Source organism: Mesorhizobium sp. YC-39, from assembly GCF_025753795.1.
Taxonomy (GTDB): domain Bacteria; phylum Pseudomonadota; class Alphaproteobacteria; order Rhizobiales; family Rhizobiaceae; genus Mesorhizobium.
Genome location: NZ_JAOWPS010000001.1, coordinates 94470 through 110805, shown reverse-complemented (window position 1 = coordinate 110805; position 16336 = coordinate 94470). Strand labels below are relative to the sequence as shown.

Below are 16336 nucleotides of genomic sequence, written 5' to 3'. Positions count from 1 at the left end.
TCTGATGCCGCCCGTCTAAAGGCCCGGCATGGGAACGTCTGCTTAACGCCGGCGTTTCCGGCTCTGCTTACAGCCATATCCTCACGGGAAAGAACAAGGAAATGCGGGAGTCCCCCTATGTCAACACTGGCAATGGCCCGGGCACCGCGATTGCTGTCCTGGTGGTCGGGGTGATGGCAATCGGAATCGTGTTCGTGGTTCTAGGTGGTGCCCTGTACCTCAATGAAGGGACCAATGAACGCTCGCTCTCAACTGTCCCTGCCCGAGCGGTCGTGACGTTAGACGGTAGCGCAGGACGGTGAGCCAGTATGAATTTGCAAATGCAGCCGCCAGCAACGCTCGAATCGATCACGACGGCTGCCTGGTTGCCGCATCGTTGATAAACCAGACGGCGGATGACCAGTGATGCAAACGATCAGCAGGATTTATGATTCTCGTTCCGATGCGGCCAGCTCTGTCAGAGCCCTGCTGCTGGCAGGAGTGCCTCGGGAAAACATCACTGTATTCTGGCCTCCGAATGATGAAATTGGGGCTGTTTCGGCCATCCCACTCGTAGTAGCAGCCTTTGGGTCTTCAATTGGTCTGCTCGCCGCCATGTCCTTAGCGGTTTATGGTCTCATTCCTCCCGGACTGGGATGGCTGGCAATGGCGGTTGTCGGTGGCGTGATCTACGGTGGCTTCTCCGGTTGGCTTCTCGGCACGTTCGCTGATACGCGCGGGGAATCTGTCGGGAACAGTTCCCCACAGGGCGTCGTCCTGGTTATCGTAGAAGTCGAGGAACAGATCGCAGCAGAATGCGGCGTCTGTCTTGGCGCCGCGAAACCTCAGGCGGCATATTTGCCGCAGTCCGATTGCAACCTTCCCTTACGGCATTTTTGCCACACAGATGGACTTTGATCGGTTTATCCACAACCGCTGATATTGATCCAGTGTTTTCGCCATCGCTAATGTGCCGCCCATTGCGTGACTTGGCGGGGAACTGGGGCAAGGCACGCAATGTCGCCGGCTACTTTCAGTGGTCAGCGCGGCGGACCTGCGCTTGGCCCTGCGGCTGTAGATTACACGCTACAGCCGCAGGGCCTTGACCAGCGATCTTGGCGGGGGGCGCCGGCCGGCGAACATGTGCAGAGAGAAATTGGAGCCGAAACATCTGAATGAAGTACGCCGGCTGAATACTGCTTACGCAGGGAATGACCCGAAATGGGTCAACAAGGTTGGCACCGCAATTGCATCGCTGGGCTTGGGGCCTGGGGTGGAGGGCTCGTCGCTTCGCGAATGACCGGCGGGCCCTCTCACTGATTGTCGGCGCTGCGGCATCCGCCGCTTTGGTTGGAGATTGATAATGCCAAAATTCGTTGTCGAAGAAATACACGGTAGTACGGTTACAGCGTCCCAAAGCATTGTTGCGCCTTCGGCGTTCAAAGCCGCCGCCAATGCGACTGGTCGCCTGATAACGCTATGGTCCGGTGAGCCGGCTTGTGTGCGCGTCACTGAATTCGGGATGAGTCGGTCGTTCACCTACGCTTATTGCGGCCATTTCTAGGGTGGGTTTGTTGGTAGCCACAGCCGATCTAATGCTCAGGATTTCTCTTAAAGAGCGTCGCATGCGATAGGATCCACGCGACGCGCTTTAAGTCTTTGTTTCCATGCATGTCGTTATCGCAAAACCGCTGCGCACCCTCGGGTCAAGCCCGTGGGCATGCTTTTGCGCGACATGCATTAGTCCGCAAATCCTGGCAGCGATTTGTGCAGTGTGAGTTGAACCGCGTCAAAGACCTGTCGGACTTCATGGCGCGCAGCTTCGGTTTCATAGCCTCGCTCGATCGCGACTGAGAGCAGGTGGCTGGCTGTTTCCCGCCAGAATGTGACTGCATCCTCGCCATGAAGTTGGCCAATAGTGTTGGCGATGAGCCGCACAGTGGAAATCTCTCGACTGATCGGGAACGCGACAACTGACATTGACGAATAATCCTGGCGGCACGAATCGAGACTAATCTTCGACACAAGGCGTACCGCCAAAATCGGAAATGGATCGTTAAGGCCGAAGCGTGCGAATGGAGGAAGCCAACGCCGTGCCACAGGCGATGACAGACAACCGGGAAAGACCTAGATCAATCGCTTGGGAGTCGGCGGGTGGTGTAGACCAACGGCGCTAGTGCAAGGCGGTGGCTGCATCCAGATCGTGCTGCTATCTTGCCGGCCGGCGGACCTATCGAGGAAGCACGGACCAATGAACACAGATGAGATGCAGTCTATCGCCGATACGCTCATGCGTATTGTGACGCCAGACATGAGCCCGAAGCAGTTGCTGAAGGCCGTCAAGAGCCAGCACCCGAAGGCATCCAAAAAGGACATTGCGCGCGCGGCCTTCTTTTCAATCATTGCGAATGCGGAAGAGGACCACGGCAAGGCCAGGAACCTGCAGGCATTCGCCATCGCGGAGCGCGTGGGAGGCACGGCCTAAGGTCTTCGTTTATGCGAAACCATGCGGTTTATGCGAAACCATGCGCACCCTCGGGTCAGGCCCGTGGGCATGCCTTTGGGCGACATCAGGGTCCGCCAGCTTTGTCATGGTGTGTGCCGCCGCGCTTTCGCGCCTGCACTATTTTCGCCACTCGCAGCATCGCCCCTCGATGAGGTCCCACCAGCTCGATAAGCATCAGCGCCTCGTTCATGGTGACTCCGGTCTCTCGGGCGAGCACGTTCGCCTGAAGTTCCTTTTGGCGATCAAGGTCAGCCCTTTCGTTGTCCATGCCCGTTGCCTTCTCGCAATGAAGCCCGCCAGACATGTTCCCAACAAATTATGTCATGTACATTTCCGTCACCTAATATAATCGCGCAGGCCGAACTGTGTTCCTCGCGTGCCTTCTATGCGTTTGAAGCTCGTCGGGCTGTTGATGCCGACCCTGGCCGAGCAGCCTTCGCGCATGCCGGTCGATACGGGAGCGCGACTCGATTGAAACGACATTTCCTTCTCCGCGGCTTTCTCGGCATCCTGATGGTTTTCATCCCAAGTGCTCTGCTGCTGCTCGTGCTGGTTCAGCCCTGGAACCCTTGGCATGTCAGATTTTTGACTCGCCTTCACGCGCAAGAACGGACGCTCGACAGCATCATCGTGATTGGCACGTTCGGGCATTCGCTGTACCATCCCTATGTCGGTCGTCGACGCGGCGCTTTCCGCGGGCCGGCAAGGGAGAAACGTCCATGTTACGATCAATTTCGCTTGCGGTTTTCCTGGCGGTCGTTCCTGCGACAGCCTTTGCAAATTCATGCCCGACCATCATGGCCGCCATCGACGCGGCGTTGCCAAGCGCGACCCTCGGCGAAGCCGATATGACCAAAGTCAAGGAACTGCGCGCCCAGGGCGAGAAATTGCACGCGGCTGGCGATCATGCAGGGTCAGAGGCTGCGTTCAACGAAGCCAAGACAATGCTCGGCATATAGTTTTGCGACAAACGCGGCATGGCCGATTGCGGGCTTTTTGTTCGGTTGTCGGACGCTGCCGATCGCGTTTTAGTTGACCATTGTTGAACTGACCGGATGAAGCATCCGGTCCGAGCTTGGATCGGGTCACCCCAGCCCGATCCTTCTCGCCCCCTCCCGGAACAGCGCCTCGGCGTCCGGCTCGAAGCGGAAGGTGTTGATGAAATCGTCGGCGCGGTAGTTCGGCAGCGTCTTGCGCAGCGCGGCGGCGAAATTTCGCGCCTCGTCCTGCCGCCCGGCCAGCGCCAGGCAATGCGCGGCGATGGCCAGGATGATGGCGTGGGCATTGGGGCGGGCGGCGGCCTTCAGCGCCCATTCGGCGGCCTCGTCGAATTGGCCGAGCCGGGCAAGCGCCATGGCGCGGGAGCCGAGCATGCCGAACAGCAGCGGATCGAAGGGGCTGAGATGCCTGGAATGATCGGACGAGCCGATCGCGGATTTCGGGTCGCCGGACTGCGATTGCACGAAGGAAAGCGCGTAGTGGCCGAGCGCGAAATTCGGGCTCAAATCGACGGCCCGTTCCAGCTCGATGAGCGAGCCGTCCTGCTCGCCGCGCAGCCACAGCGCCCGGCCCATCGCCCAGTGCGCGGCCGGATTGTGATCGTCGACCAGAAGGCTTTGCCCGGCACTCTCGAAGGCAAGCGCGGTTTCCTGCTCGCGATCGCCCCAGCGCTGGAAAGCATTCTGCCAATGGGTGAAGGAGAGGCCGGCATAGGCGCGGGCGAAGGTCGGATCGAGCTTCAAGGCCATGTCGAAGAAATGCCTGGCCTGCTCGTTCTCCGTGCGAGTGAAGCGATACATGTGCCAGAGGCCGCGATGATAGGCCTCCCAGGCATTCAGCGAGTTCGGCGCCTTCAGCATGGCGCGGTTGCGCTCGACTGTCCCGATCTCGGTCGAGATCGACGAGACGATGGCATTGCCGATCTCGTCCAGCACGGCAAAGATGTCGTCGGGCCGGCGCTCGAACGTCTCGGTCCAGACGATCCTGGCGGTGCGCACCTCGACGAGTTCGGTGCTGACGATGACGCGGCCTGGCAGGCTGCGCACCGCGCCGGTGGCGACATAGTCGACATTCAGCCGCCGTCCGGCATCCTCCGGCGCGATGTCCTTTTCCGCCAGCGCAAACACCGAGCCGCGTGCGATGACGAAGAAATCCCTGAGCTTGGCCAGGCGGGTGATGATGTCGTGGGTGAGGCCGTCGGCCAAGCCACCACGGGGGCCAATGCCGACTTCCTCGAAAAACGGCATCACCGCAAGCGAGGCCCGGCGTGGTGCGGCGGCATCGGGTGCAAGCGCAATCGGGGGCGCCAAACTTACCACGGAACGCGCGCATGGCGTGGCTACCGATGGCCGGTCCTTGATCGCCCGCCATGCCTCGCGCACAGGAGCAAAATCCAGGTCCTCGGACTGGAAGAGCTGCGCTGCAGCGGCAAGATGCTCCTCGCACGCGCCGATCTGGCCGCGTTGTGCCAGGTTTTCCAGCAACGCTACATGCGCGCGCCCGTCGAAAGGTGCCAGCGCAAGCCACTTCTCGATATAGGCGGACACGTTCCCGGAGGTCGCCGGGAGATTGTTGACGAGATGTTCCAGGATGGCGGCATGGCATGAGCTGAAACGGCGGCGCTGCGCGGTCACCCAATTCATGAAATGCGGGCTGCGGTCGATCTCCAGTCCTTCGAGGAAATCGCCGGAGAACAGTTCGGACAAGGCTTGCAGCCGCTCCAGGTCGAGCGTCTCGATGCCCTTGGCGGCGGCCGAGGCAATGTCGATCGCGTCGACGAAAATGCCACTGAGTTCAAGCGCGACCGTGTCGCCCGACGTCTTGATCCTGGCGGGGTCGTCGAGAATACTTCTGAGCTTGCTCAGGCACCAGCGGACCTCACCCCTCGGGTCGTTCGGCACATCCCAAAGCAGCTCGCACAGGCGGCTGCGGCTCACAGGATGCTGGGCAAGCGCCAGATAGGCGACCAGCGCGCGCAGCTTGCGCGATGCCGGCAGTTGCACCGTGGCGCCGTCGCGGACGATGGTCAGCGGCCCGAACAGGCGCACGCAAAGCCCTGCCGTGTCGCCATCCAGGCTCATTCGAGTGGATTCCACGTGCGTTTCCACGCCTGCTCCCACGCTGGCCAATCGGCCAATGTTCTATCACCAAACCCGACAAGGTGCACCGGCGGCGAATTTCCACGCCGGACGCACCCGTTGCGGCATATGCCGTCAGGCCACCCTAGCGCGGCAAGGTCTCGAAACCTCGCCGCCCAATCCGCCGGTTTGTAACCGGCGCGTGACCACAAGATCGAGGAGATGAACATGTTGCATAAACAGAAAATCAGGACCACGGCCGGTCGCGGCCGCCTGTTCGACAGCATTCTCGACACGGTTGGCGATACGCCGGTGATCCGGATCAACAATCTCGGCCCGGCCCATGCGACGATCTATGTGAAGGCCGAATTCTTCAACCCGGCGGCGTCGGTGAAGGACCGGCTGGCGCTCAACATCATCGAGGAAGGCGAGCGCAGCGGCGCGCTGAAGCCGGGGCAGACCATCGTCGAGGCGACCAGCGGCAACACCGGCATCGGGCTGGCCATGGTCTGCGCGCAGAAGGGTTATCCGCTGGTGGTGACGATGGCCGACAGTTTCTCGGTCGAGCGCCGCAAGCTGATGCGCATGCTGGGCGCCAAGGTGGTGCTGACGCCGCGCGCCCAAAAAGGCTTCGGCATGTACAAGAAGGCGGTGGAACTGGCTGAAGCCAATGGCTGGTTCCTGGCCCGTCAGTTCGAGACCAAGGCCAATGCCGACATCCACGAGGCGACGACGGCGCGCGAGATCATCAACGACTTCGCCGGCTCGCGGCTCGACTGCTTCGTCACCGGCTATGGCACCGGCGGCACGGTCGTCGGCGTCGGGCGCGTGCTGCGCCGCGAGCGGCCGGAGACGCGGATCGTGCTGGCCGAGCCTGCCAACGCCCAGCTCATCGGCAGCGGTACGGCACAGGAGCGCGGCGCCGGCGGCGCGCCCGCCGCCAGCCATCCGGCCTTCGAGCCGCACCCGATCCAGGGCTGGACCCCGGATTTCATCCCCAACGTGCTGCAGGAGGCGGTCGACGCCAGCCTCTATGACGAGGTGATACCGGTGCCCGGCCCGGAAGGTATCAAATGGGCCAAGGCGCTAGCGCAGAAGGAAGGCATCTTCACCGGCATTTCGGGCGGAGCCACCTTCGCGGTGGCGCTTCAGGTCGCCGAAAAAGCAGCACCGGGCTCGGTGATCCTGTGCATGCTGCCAGACACCGGCGAGCGCTACATGACGACGCCGCTGTTCGACGGCATCGAGGCCGAGATGGACGCCGAAGAGATCGCGCTTTCGCAGTCGACGCCCGGCTGCCAGTTTCCGGCGTGACGGCGACATATCGGGAGCGACCTGCATGGACACGCCGTCTGGATTCACCGCCACGACCACCGAGGAAACGCTTGACCCCTCGGACTGGGCCGATGTGCAGGTCCTGTCGCATCGAATCGTCGACGATGCCGTCGCTTATCTGCGCGATGTCAGAGAGCGGCCGGTGTGGCAGGAGATGCCTGGAGATGTGAGGGACTTCTTCACCGCGTCGCTGCCGCAATCGCCAACGCCGCTGGCCGACGTCTATGGCGACGTCGTCGAGAAGCTGATGGCCTATCCGATGGGCAATATCCATCCGCGCTTCTGGGCCTGGTACATGGGGTCGAGCAATTTCACCGGCGCGCTCGGCGATTTCCTGGCGGCGATCCAGGGCTCCAATCTCGGTGGCGGCAACCATGCCGCCGCCCTGATGGACAGCCAGGTCGTCGACTGGCTGAAGCAGATGCTGGGCTTTCCCCAATCCGCCAGCGGCACGCTGCTCAGCGGCGGCTCGATGGCCAACATCATCGGGCTGACCGTGGCGCGCAACGCCAAGGCCGGCGTCGACGTGCGCGAATATGGCGTCGCCGCCATAGCCAAGCCGTTGCGTTTCTACGGCTCGGACCAGCTCCATTCCTGCCACCGCAAGGCGATGGAAGCTCTCGGCCTCGGCAACGGGGCGCTGCGGCGCATCCCAACCGATGCCGGATTGCGGATCGACATCGACGCGTTGCGCAAGGCGATCACCGAGGACCGCAAGGTGGGCTTCAAGCCGGCCTGCGTCATCGGCACGGCAGGCACCGTCAACACCGGCGCGATCGACGATCTGCAGGCGCTGGCGAGGCTGGCGGCGGAAGAGGACCTCTGGTTCCATGTCGACGGTTGCATCGGCGCCCTGATCGCGATTGCGCCGGAAAATGCCCATCGTGTCGCCGGCATCGAACGCGCCAACTCGATCGCGCTCGACCCGCACAAATGGCTGCACGCGCCATTCGAGGTCGGCTGCGCCCTGGTCAGGGACGGTGCCTCGCATCGCAATGCGTTCGCGGTGACGCCGGAATATCTGGAATCGACGCCGCGCGGGCTGGCCTCCGGGCAATGGCTGCATGATTACGGCCTGCAGACGTCACGCGGTTTTCGCGCGCTCAAAGTGTGGATGGCGTTGAAAGAGCACGGCATCGAGAAGTTCGGCCGGCTGATCGACCAGAACATCGCCCAGGGCCACACCCTCGCCGGGCTGATCGAGGCCGAACCGGCGCTTGAGCTGACGGCGCCGACCAGCATAAACATCGTCTGTTTTCGCTACCGCGGCGATGGGCTGAGCAGCGAGGCCCTGAAGGCGCTCAACACCGAGATCATGCTCAGGCTGCAGGAAGAAGGCATCGCCGCCCTTTCGGACACGACGGTGCATGGCCAACATTGCCTCAGGGTGGCGATCAACAATCACCGGACCCGGCGCGAGGATCTGGACCTGCTGGTGCGGGAAACGGTTCGACTTGGGCGGGAGATTTCGAGGTCGCGCGCCGGCCGCTGATTCAAAGCGACCGGCGACGACAAGGGTCACGCGTCGAGCCAGACCTTCTCGAAATGCTGCTCGAGCGACTGGTGCTGCTCGCAGCCATGCACGCCCTTGCGATAGGTGCGGTAGACCGAGCGCCAGTAGGGTTGGATGATGATGCCGGAATCGCGCAGATTCTGCTCGATCTTGGCCATGATCTCCTTGCGGGCGGCGGCATCGGGAGTGGCCAGCGCCTTGTCGAGCAAAGTATCGAATTCCGGATTGGCGTAGGCGCTCTCGTTCCAGGCGGCGCCCGATTTGTAGGCGAGCGCCAGCACCTGGACGCCGAGCGGCCGGCCGAGCCATTCGGTGCAGGAGAAGGGATATTTGCTCCAGTCGTTCCAGAACGTCGCCGCCGGCAGCACGGTGCGCTTGACCTTCAGCCCGGCCTCGCGCATCTGCGCGGCAATCGCATCGCCGCTCGTCTTCTGCCAGTCGACATCGACCGAGATGAGATCGAATTCATGATCGGCCTTGCCGGCCTCGGCGAGCAGCGCCTTGGCCTCGTCGACCTTGCGCACGGCCGGCCCGATATCGGCATATTCGGCATGCATCGGCCCGACATGGTGGTTTTCGGCCGGCTTGCCCCGGTTGTCGATGCCAAGCTTCAGCACTGCGGTGTTGTCGACCGCGAGCTGGGCGGCGCGCCGCACCTTGACGTCGTCATAGGGCGGATTGCCGACATTGAAACGCGCGACCAGGGTCGAGCCGGTTGCGAGTTCCGAATTGCCGAGCTCCATCTGTTCGGTCTGGGACACTGTGTCGGCGGCGGTTTCGTGATTGGTGTCGATTTCGCCCGATTCGAAGGCCGACAGCATCGCATTGGGATCGGAGCCGTAGTCGACCCATTTGATGCCGTCGAGATAGAAGTCGCCCTTCCACCACGGCTTGTCCTTGCGGCGGACCTCGGCGCCGGTCTCGGCGTCCCATGACACCAGTTCGCAAGGTCCGGTGGTGATCGCCAGCGCCTTCAGCGGATCGCCGTCTCCGTCATAGGAGCGGTGCATGATCAGTCCGGGATAGTCGGCTACACCGGCAATCAGTGAAATATCGGGCTTCGGCAGATTGAGCTTGATGGTGAAATCGTCGACGCGCTCGATGCCGCCATCGACGGCTTTCTTGGTGTCGGCGTTGACCAGCGCGCCCAGGCGCGCGGCGACCGAATTGCCGGCGACGGAAGCATCGCACCAGCGCGTGAGATTATGGACGACGTCATCGGCATTGAAGGTGTCGCCGTTCGACCAGGTGATGCCCTTGCGGACATGCAGCGTCAGCGTCTTGGCATCGTCGCTGGTCTCCCAGCTCTCGAGCAGCCACGGCTCGAAGGTGAAGTCGCGATTCCAGCGGACCAGATATTCGTTGCACTGGCGGGCGATATTGGACATTTCGACGCCATCGAAGGTGCGTGGATCCTTGAAGCCCTTGACGTTCATGGCGACGCGAAGAACACCGCCGCGCTTCGGCTCCTCGGCCCGGGCCGGCGAGGGCGCCAGCCCGCCCAGCGCCAGCGCACCGGCGGCGCTGACGCCAAGTGCGGCCATGGTCGCGAGATATTCGCGCCGGTTCATCTGGCCCTTCTTGAACCCGTCGGCAACGGGTTCAGCCTGTGGGTGCAGTCGTCTGTTGGTCAGCATGAATTTCATCATTGTTCCCCTGTTGTTGGGCGCCCCGGCCGATCGCCAAACGCGGGGGACGGATACAATCGCCGGGACGCCATTGCCTCGGGGATGATAGGGCGAGCTCCCGCAGGGAAATGTTCTGACTTCCGCAGTTCTTGTGCGCTGTTCCGCAGGTGGAAGGTTCGCTCTTCGCGACCTCAGTACGGCCAGTCGCCTTTGCCGAGCGCGGCGATGGCCGCAACGATACGGGCGAAGGCTTCGCCGGCGCGCGGCACGGTCTTGCGGGCGCGCAGGAAACTGTGCACGAGGCGCGGTTCCTCGCGCCACCAGGCGCGGCCGCCGGCGGCGAGGATGCGGTCGCGATAGGCCTCGCCGTCGGACGACAGCGGATCGCACTCGGCCGTGATGATGAAGGTTGGCGGCAGGCCGGAGAAATCGCTGCCTCGGAGCGGCGAGAATGTCGGGTCGTCGGGCGACTGCCCCTTGCCGGAGCGGACGTTGCGGTAGAATTCGATATCGCCCAGCGTCAGCAGCGGCGCTTGCGCGTGCTCGATATAGGAGCCGGCGCTCTCGTCGCCGCCGAGGCCGGGATAGATCAGCACCTGGCCGATCGCGTGGCGAGGGTGGTTGCGCGAGGCGTGCGCCACCCCTGCGGCAAGATTGCCGCCGGCGCTCTCGCCGCAGAGCACGATCGGCAGATCGGATGTCGCAGCGGCCCATTCAAACACGGAAAGCGCGTCGTCGAAGGCGGCGGGATGCAAATGCTCGGGCGCCAGCCGGTAGTCCGGCGACAGGACGTCAAAACCGGTGCCGGCGCAAATCTCGGCACAGATGTCGTCATGGCTGTCGAGCCCGCCGAGGATGAAGCCGCCGCCGTGATAGTAGATAACGATCGCCTGCGCCGTCTTGCCCGCCATCCGGTAGCGCCGGACCGGGATCGCACGCTCGCCGGCGGCAACCGTGCCGTCGCCGGCCTCGACCCCCGAGGGGTAGGCCTCGCGGAACGCCCGGCACATCGCGTCATAGACAGCGCGCTGCCTGTCGATCGGCAGGCCGGACATCTCGGGCGGGTACCAGCCATTGACCCGGTCAATGTAATCCCACAGCGTGAGATCGAGCCGGGTGGCGTATTGTCCCCGGCCGGTCTTTCCGGGGCGATCGATGTCAATGGCCATAGCAGTCCGCACCCGGTGTCAGAGTTCGGCGTAGAGCCGGGCCGCATTGTCGAAGCTGAAGCGCAGCGGCACCGAGCCTTCGACCTGCCAGGCGGTTACGCTTTCGCCGGACAGCAGCCGGCAGGCGCCGTCGGTGTCGGTCACCGCGCCGCCATAGAGGCGGTTGGCAAGGTTGAGGATGGCGATCTGGTGCATGGCGGGGCTGCCGCTGCCGCAGGCGTCCTTGACCAGAAGCACGCGAAAGCCTGATGCCACGGCGTCCTTGACGGTGGCGTCGATGCAGGCCTCGGTCCAGACCCCGGCGACGACAAGCCATTCGATGCCGCGCGCCTTGATCTCGCCTGCCGCCGACCCCGAACGAAAGGCGCTGGCCTCGGCCTTGATCCGCAAGGCTTCGCCATCTATCGGCGCGACCTCGTGACAGATCGCCGTCAGCGGGTCGTCCTTGTCGGAGAAGGCCGACTTGCCGTCGGCCTCGACCGGGTGGAACGGCCGGTCCTGGGTGCCGAGATCGACGATGTAGGCCCAGTGATACAGCGGCACATCGTTGGCCCGCGCCGCAGCCTGCAGGCGCTGGACATTGGCGAGGATTTTTTTATAGCCGTGGACGAGATAGCGCTGGTCCTGACGATGTTCTTCCTGCAGGTCGATGAAGATCGCGGCCACCGCGCCGCGTTTGATGGAAATGGGAGTTTTCATGCGAATGCCTGAGCTTCGTCATTCCAGGGCGAGGCAGCCGCGAAGCGGCGTCGCGAAGGCCCTGGAATCCATGCCGTTACCTCTAGCGAAGAATACAGCGGAACAGAATTCTGCACCATCGGGAAGCCGAGATGTAGCGGCATGGATCCCAGGGTCTGCGCCGCGTCGCTGCGCTCCTTGCTCCGCCCTAGGATGACGAACGCATGAGCGCTGCGGCTCGTCTCGAAAGCTTGCGATACCGCACCGGGACCAGTGGTGGATGCCGGGATCAAACCTGCTTCTCCAGAAACTCATCCTCATAGGGGAAGCGCGATAGAAGTTCGGTGCCGGTCCCGGTGATCAGGATCTCATCCTCCAGCTTGACGCCCTCGCGGCCGCCCTTCTCGCCGATATAGCTCTCGACGCTGACCACCATGCCAGGAACGATGATGCCGTCGCGGCCGTAGGTCTCGTAGTCCATGGAATGCGCAATGAACGGCGTCTCGCCATGCATGCCGACGCCGTGCATGACCGAAGTATAGCGCTGGTCGACGAAGCGGTCCGGGATTTTCCATGCCTTTTCGGCGATCTCGCGAAACGCCATGCCCGGCCTGACGATCCCGATGTTGTGCTGAACCTGGTCATGCGCCATGCGGTAGAGCGATTTCTGATAATCGGTCGGCTTGCCCGGCCCGCAGCGGAAGGTGCGCGAGAAGTCCGAATAATAACCGTAGCAGCCGATCGTATCGGTATCGAGCGCCAAAAGCTCGCCGGGCCTGATCTTGCGGCCGCTCGCCTCGTTGAACCAGGGATTGGTGCGCTGGCCGGAGGTGAGCAGCCGGGTTTCGATGAACTCGCCGCCCTGGCGAATGACCTCGCCATACATGATGGCGAAGAGGTCGTTTTCGGACACGCCGGGCTTGATCGCCTCGCGCACCGCATAGACGGCGGCTTCCGCACCCGCCATCGACACCTGCAGGCACTTTACTTCCTCGGGCGTCTTGACCGCGCGCACCGCGAGGATCTCGCCCTGGCAGTCCCTGACCTCGCAGCCGCGCTTTTCCAGCGCCAGCGCCTGCAGATGGCTGCAGCGGTCGAGCCCGAGCTTCATCGAACCGCCGCCATGCTGTTTGAGAAGTTCGGCGATCTCGTCGGCGAAGGGGCCGGCGGTCTCGTCGTCGCGGCCTGAGACCGAAGACCAGACCAGCTTGGACGGCCGCGCCTCGTCGATCGTGTCGAGCACCATGGAGACATGGTAGCTCTGCGGATATTCGAACAGCACGATCGGCCCAACGGTCGGGATGAAGAAATAGCGGGTCGAGTTGCGCAGGAAGTAACCGAACATGTTGCGCGAGCCGGTGGCGTAGCGCTGGTTGTAGGGGTCGAACAGCACGACTCCGCCATAGCCGGCCTCGCCCATCCAGCCGCGCAGCTTGGCCAGCCGCCCCTTGCGCAGAGCGTCGGCATCGATGAAGGACGGCTCGGTGTCCGACAGCCACATGCCGCCGGCGGGATCGGCAGCGGCGGGGTGGCGCATGCGGTCCTTGAAATCCACATCCTGGGTGCTGTCGGGATCGAAAACGACGATGCTCATGGGCGCCTCCTGGAAGGCAGACCATGGAGCAAACGACGTACTGGGATTGTGCGGAAAACCGCAAATGTCGTGCCGGATGCCGTAGGTGACAGCACCTTTTCAATACCTCCGCGATTGGCTGTAAGCCCCAATGTCTTCGTCATCCTAGGGCGAAGCAGGAGCGAAGCGACGTCGCGGAGACCCTAGGATCCATGCCGTGACATCGGCCGAAGAATGCAGCAGATCAAGGATAGCTGTCCGACAGATCGCCAGCTACCATTCCATCATGACCGGCTACGTTTACATGACCGCAAGCCAGAAGCGCGGCACGATCTATATCGGGGTTCACCAATGATCTCGGCCGTCGCATGCCGGAGCACAAATCCGGGCAGGGTTCGCGCTTCACCAGCCGATACGGCGTGCAGCGTCTGGTCTGGTACGAGGAATATTTCGATATCACCGACGCCATCCAGCGCGAGAAATCACTGAAGCGCTGGCCGCGTCAGTGGAAGATCGAACTGATCGAGACCAATCCGGAATGGTTCGAGCTATTTCGGGGGACCGGGTGGTGATGCTTCCGCGCCTTCGTCATCCTCGGGTCTGCGCCGCGTCGCTTCGCTCCTTGCTCCGCCCCAGGATGACGAAGAGAGGGATGCTTCGGCCAATCTCCAGGTTTGCGATTTGCCGCTGAAAGCAACTATCGACATTCGCTGCCGATCGGCATCCAACTACTCCGCAAGACCTAGATGTTTAGTCCCGGCATTTGCTGGAGCGGATTGAGTTTGAAGCGTTCCGGTTGTGACGCCCACGCATCCCTTGATTCGGAGGACAAGGATGCCCCATCAAAGCCTGGGATCAAACACATCTAATGCCGTCGCATCAGCTTCGGCGCATGCCCGTGCTCCTCGCGAAAGGCGCGCGCAAAACTCGACATCGAGGCAAAACCACAGGCCAGCGCGACGTCGCGCACCATCAGCGTCGAATGCGCCAGCAGGTCGGCGGCGCGCTTCAGCCGCAGGCGGCGATAGTAGCCGTTGGGCGAGATGCTGAGCTCGGCGCGGAAATTGCGTTCGAGCTTGTCGGAAGAGACGCCGAGCCGGGCGGCAAGGTCGGCCATGCCAAGCCGCTCCTCCACCGCATCCTCCATGATGGCGATGGCCGACAGGACCAGTTCGTTCTGGACGCCGGTGCGCAGGCGCAGCGGCATCAGCTTGCGGTCGACGCTCGAGCGAAGGGGACTGTGCACGAACCATTCGGCAATGCCGGCGGCAAGCTCGGCGCCATAGTCCGATGCGACGATCTCCAGCATCATGTCGAGGCTTCCGACGCCGCCGGCCGAGGTGAAGCGCTTGCGGTCGATGACGTAGAGATCGCGCCTTAGCTCGATATCTGGGAACGCTTCGGTGAAGGCGGCCTGGCTGGTCCAGTGCAAGGTGCAGGCATGGCCGTCGAGCAGGCCCGCGCGTGCAAGGAAGAACGCGGCATCCGCCACCGCGCCGATATGGGCGCCGCCGCGCAGGCTCTTGCGGATCCAGCCCACCGCGTCCTCGGCCACGAGATGATCGGCATCGCCGCCCGAGCAAACGACGATGCGGTCGACCTTCGGCGCGACGGCTGCAGAAAAGCCGGGCTGGATGACGACCCCGTTCGAGGCCTCGACCGGACCCCTGTCGGTGCCGACGATGATCCAGCGATAGCAGTCCCGCTTGGCCAGCACATTGGCGGCGCGCAACGGTTCGATCACCGAGCTGAACGCCATCATTGGAAAGCCGGGGAAGACGAGGATGGCGAAGGTGAGGGGGGCTTCGGTCGCCGCCTGAGCTGCCTGGCTCCGTGCGCTCATGGCGCGCGGCCATAGCGCGGCAGGACGATTTCGGCGGTGAGCGGCGCGAGCTCCATGCAGATTGCGAGCTCGGGGTTCAGCCAGATCATTTCCTCGATCTCCGCCGCCGGGACAGGCTCGTCAGCTATGGAAAGCTCGAACAACTCCGCCTCGATGCGGGCATCCGGCTCGTTGGCGGCGGGCGCCGAGAACGAACCGAGATAGGAGGTCGCGGCAGGGTCGACCGTGATGCCCAATTCTTCCCGCAATTCACGCGCAAGTGCGACGGCGGGCAGTTCGCCCGGCTCGATCTTGCCGCCGGCCTGCATGAAGGCGCTGGTGCCGCGCTTGCGCACCAGAAGCAGTTTGCCGCTTTCATCGCGGATTACGGCTGCCGCGATCCGGATCGTTCTGGCATGGTTGGAATTCACAACAGACTGTTTCACCGACGGTGACCTTGGTGGCAGAGCGAACGTAAGCTGTAGCGGGCCCTTTGGCGCCCTGGCAACGGAGAGACGACACGATGTTTTCGGCAACCGCCATCGACATGAGCAACAAGCAGGCCTTCTACACTGAGCTGGCCGCGCAATTAAAGGCGCTGCTGGAAGGTGAGCGCGATTCGATCGCCAATGCCGCCAACACCGCCGCACTGATCTACCAGATGGTGCCGGATCTCAACTGGGCGGGCTTCTATTTCCTGGCCTCCGACGACGAGCTGGTGCTCGGGCCATTCCAGGGCAAGCCGGCCTGCGTGCGCATCGCCGTCGGCAAGGGCGTTTGCGGAACCGCCGTGGATCTCGGCGTGTCGATGCTGGTCAAAGACGTACACGAATTTCCGGGCCACATCGCCTGCGACGCGGCTTCACGCTCGGAGCTTGTCGTGCTGCTGCGCGATGCCGATGGCGCGTTCGGCGTGCTCGACCTCGACAGCCCGCTGCCTGGCCGCTTCGACAAGGAAGACCAGGCCGGCCTTGAGAGGCTGGCCTCTATCTATGTCGCGGCCAGTTCCTTCGAGGAATAGAGCGACGTGCGTCCAATCGGACGCACAAAGTACGT

Annotated in this window: 16 protein-coding genes and 1 pseudogene; 7 read left to right on the top strand and 10 right to left on the bottom strand. The window is 63.0% G+C overall.

Translation table 11 applies throughout. The features are described 5' to 3' along the window. Positions 1–405: 405 nt before the first annotated feature. Entirely contained in the window at positions 406–897 is a 492-nt protein-coding gene (locus tag OHD62_RS00540) for a hypothetical protein (RefSeq protein ID WP_263780251.1), read from the top strand. Between the two features lie 822 nt (positions 898–1719). Here OHD62_RS00540 and OHD62_RS00535 read toward each other — a convergent pair. Next, a complete protein-coding gene (locus OHD62_RS00535) occupies positions 1720–1959 on the bottom strand; it encodes a DUF6074 family protein (RefSeq protein ID WP_263780250.1) in 240 nt (79 codons plus the stop codon). A gap of 271 nt (positions 1960–2230) precedes the next feature. On the opposite strand from OHD62_RS00535, the gene OHD62_RS00530 reads away from it, so the two are divergent. Beyond that, a complete protein-coding gene (locus OHD62_RS00530; protein ID WP_263780249.1) occupies positions 2231–2464 on the top strand; it encodes a hypothetical protein in 234 nt (77 codons plus the stop codon). Positions 2465–2549: 85 nt separating this feature from the next. Here the strand turns inward: OHD62_RS00530 and OHD62_RS00525 are convergent, their stop codons facing one another. Both OHD62_RS00525 and OHD62_RS00520 read right to left on the bottom strand, forming a co-directional pair. Next, positions 2550–2753, bottom strand: coding sequence for a hypothetical protein (locus tag OHD62_RS00525; RefSeq protein WP_263780248.1), 204 nt, complete (start codon positions 2751–2753; stop codon positions 2550–2552). Between the two features lie 68 nt (positions 2754–2821). Continuing rightward, complete coding sequence (locus tag OHD62_RS00520) at positions 2822–3136, bottom strand: hypothetical protein (protein WP_263780247.1); 315 nt, start codon at positions 3134–3136, stop codon at positions 2822–2824. 68 nt (positions 3137–3204) lie between these two features. Between OHD62_RS00520 and OHD62_RS00515 the strand changes: the two genes are divergently transcribed. Further along, positions 3205–3444 carry a hypothetical protein gene (locus OHD62_RS00515; RefSeq protein ID WP_263780246.1) on the top strand — a complete coding sequence of 80 codons (240 nt, stop codon included), beginning with the start codon at positions 3205–3207 and terminating at the stop codon, positions 3442–3444. A gap of 126 nt (positions 3445–3570) precedes the next feature. Here OHD62_RS00515 and OHD62_RS00510 read toward each other — a convergent pair whose 3' ends face one another. Continuing rightward, on the bottom strand, positions 3571–5565 hold the full coding sequence (locus OHD62_RS00510) for a transcriptional regulator (protein WP_263780245.1): 1995 nt from the start codon (positions 5563–5565) through the stop codon (positions 3571–3573). Between the two features lie 225 nt (positions 5566–5790). Between OHD62_RS00510 and cysK the strand changes: the two genes are divergently transcribed. Together cysK and OHD62_RS00500 are read left to right on the top strand one after the other, a co-directional pair. Continuing rightward, positions 5791–6876, top strand: coding sequence for a cysteine synthase A (gene cysK, locus OHD62_RS00505; protein WP_263780244.1), 1086 nt, complete (start codon positions 5791–5793; stop codon positions 6874–6876). A 25-nt stretch (positions 6877–6901) separates the two neighbouring features. Next, the gene (locus OHD62_RS00500) at positions 6902–8389 is read left to right on the top strand and encodes a pyridoxal phosphate-dependent decarboxylase family protein (RefSeq protein ID WP_263780243.1); all 1488 of its coding nucleotides are present in this window, start codon (positions 6902–6904) and stop codon (positions 8387–8389) included. A gap of 26 nt (positions 8390–8415) precedes the next feature. Here the strand turns inward: OHD62_RS00500 and OHD62_RS00495 are convergent, their stop codons facing one another. The 4 genes from OHD62_RS00495 to OHD62_RS00480 all read right to left on the bottom strand — a co-directional run bounded on the left by OHD62_RS00495 (position 8416) and on the right by OHD62_RS00480 (position 13479). Beyond that, the gene (locus OHD62_RS00495; RefSeq protein WP_263780242.1) at positions 8416–10056 is read right to left on the bottom strand and encodes an ABC transporter substrate-binding protein; all 1641 of its coding nucleotides are present in this window, start codon (positions 10054–10056) and stop codon (positions 8416–8418) included. A 173-nt stretch (positions 10057–10229) separates the two neighbouring features. Then, positions 10230–11207, bottom strand: a complete 978-nt coding sequence (locus OHD62_RS00490; RefSeq protein WP_263780241.1) for an alpha/beta hydrolase — start codon at positions 11205–11207, stop codon at positions 10230–10232. Between the two features lie 18 nt (positions 11208–11225). Further along, positions 11226–11906 carry an isochorismatase family protein gene (locus OHD62_RS00485; protein WP_263780240.1) on the bottom strand — a complete coding sequence of 227 codons (681 nt, stop codon included), beginning with the start codon at positions 11904–11906 and terminating at the stop codon, positions 11226–11228. 268 nt (positions 11907–12174) lie between these two features. Then, positions 12175–13479, bottom strand: coding sequence for a M24 family metallopeptidase (locus OHD62_RS00480; RefSeq protein ID WP_263780239.1), 1305 nt, complete (start codon positions 13477–13479; stop codon positions 12175–12177). A 265-nt stretch (positions 13480–13744) separates the two neighbouring features. On the opposite strand from OHD62_RS00480, the pseudogene OHD62_RS00475 reads away from it, so the two are divergent. Continuing rightward, positions 13745–14030 (top strand): annotated as a pseudogene (locus OHD62_RS00475) (GIY-YIG nuclease family protein). Between the two features lie 293 nt (positions 14031–14323). Here the strand turns inward: OHD62_RS00475 and OHD62_RS00470 are convergent. Further along, on the bottom strand, positions 14324–15301 hold the full coding sequence (locus OHD62_RS00470) for a GlxA family transcriptional regulator (protein WP_263780238.1): 978 nt from the start codon (positions 15299–15301) through the stop codon (positions 14324–14326). Beyond that, positions 15298–15726, bottom strand: a complete 429-nt coding sequence (locus tag OHD62_RS00465) for an NUDIX hydrolase (RefSeq protein WP_263780237.1) — start codon at positions 15724–15726, stop codon at positions 15298–15300. Before OHD62_RS00465 ends, OHD62_RS00470 begins: the two co-directional genes overlap by 4 nt. 77 nt (positions 15727–15803) lie before the next feature. Between OHD62_RS00465 and OHD62_RS00460 the strand changes: the two genes are divergently transcribed. Further along, the gene (locus tag OHD62_RS00460; protein ID WP_263780236.1) at positions 15804–16301 is read left to right on the top strand and encodes a GAF domain-containing protein; all 498 of its coding nucleotides are present in this window, start codon (positions 15804–15806) and stop codon (positions 16299–16301) included. Positions 16302–16336: the final 35 nt, after the last annotated feature.

Excerpts from the sequence above, each read along its gene's own strand:
- OHD62_RS00540 (WP_263780251.1), top strand. The coding sequence starts at position 406 with ATGCAAACGATCAGCAGGATTTATGATTCTCGTTCCGATGCGGCCAGC.
- OHD62_RS00535 (WP_263780250.1), bottom strand. The coding sequence starts at position 1,959 with ATGTCAGTTGTCGCGTTCCCGATCAGTCGAGAGATTTCCACTGTGCGG.
- OHD62_RS00530 (WP_263780249.1), top strand. The coding sequence starts at position 2,231 with ATGAACACAGATGAGATGCAGTCTATCGCCGATACGCTCATGCGTATT.
- OHD62_RS00525 (WP_263780248.1), bottom strand. The coding sequence starts at position 2,753 with ATGGACAACGAAAGGGCTGACCTTGATCGCCAAAAGGAACTTCAGGCG.
- OHD62_RS00520 (WP_263780247.1), bottom strand. The coding sequence starts at position 3,136 with ATGCCCGAACGTGCCAATCACGATGATGCTGTCGAGCGTCCGTTCTTG.
- OHD62_RS00515 (WP_263780246.1), top strand. The coding sequence starts at position 3,205 with ATGTTACGATCAATTTCGCTTGCGGTTTTCCTGGCGGTCGTTCCTGCG.
- OHD62_RS00510 (WP_263780245.1), bottom strand. The coding sequence starts at position 5,565 with ATGAGCCTGGATGGCGACACGGCAGGGCTTTGCGTGCGCCTGTTCGGG.
- cysK (WP_263780244.1), top strand. The coding sequence starts at position 5,791 with ATGTTGCATAAACAGAAAATCAGGACCACGGCCGGTCGCGGCCGCCTG.
- OHD62_RS00500 (WP_263780243.1), top strand. The coding sequence starts at position 6,902 with ATGGACACGCCGTCTGGATTCACCGCCACGACCACCGAGGAAACGCTT.
- OHD62_RS00495 (WP_263780242.1), bottom strand. The coding sequence starts at position 10,056 with ATGAAATTCATGCTGACCAACAGACGACTGCACCCACAGGCTGAACCC.
- OHD62_RS00490 (WP_263780241.1), bottom strand. The coding sequence starts at position 11,207 with ATGGCCATTGACATCGATCGCCCCGGAAAGACCGGCCGGGGACAATAC.
- OHD62_RS00485 (WP_263780240.1), bottom strand. The coding sequence starts at position 11,906 with ATGAAAACTCCCATTTCCATCAAACGCGGCGCGGTGGCCGCGATCTTC.
- OHD62_RS00480 (WP_263780239.1), bottom strand. The coding sequence starts at position 13,479 with ATGAGCATCGTCGTTTTCGATCCCGACAGCACCCAGGATGTGGATTTC.
- OHD62_RS00470 (WP_263780238.1), bottom strand. The coding sequence starts at position 15,301 with ATGAGCGCACGGAGCCAGGCAGCTCAGGCGGCGACCGAAGCCCCCCTC.
- OHD62_RS00460 (WP_263780236.1), top strand. The coding sequence starts at position 15,804 with ATGTTTTCGGCAACCGCCATCGACATGAGCAACAAGCAGGCCTTCTAC.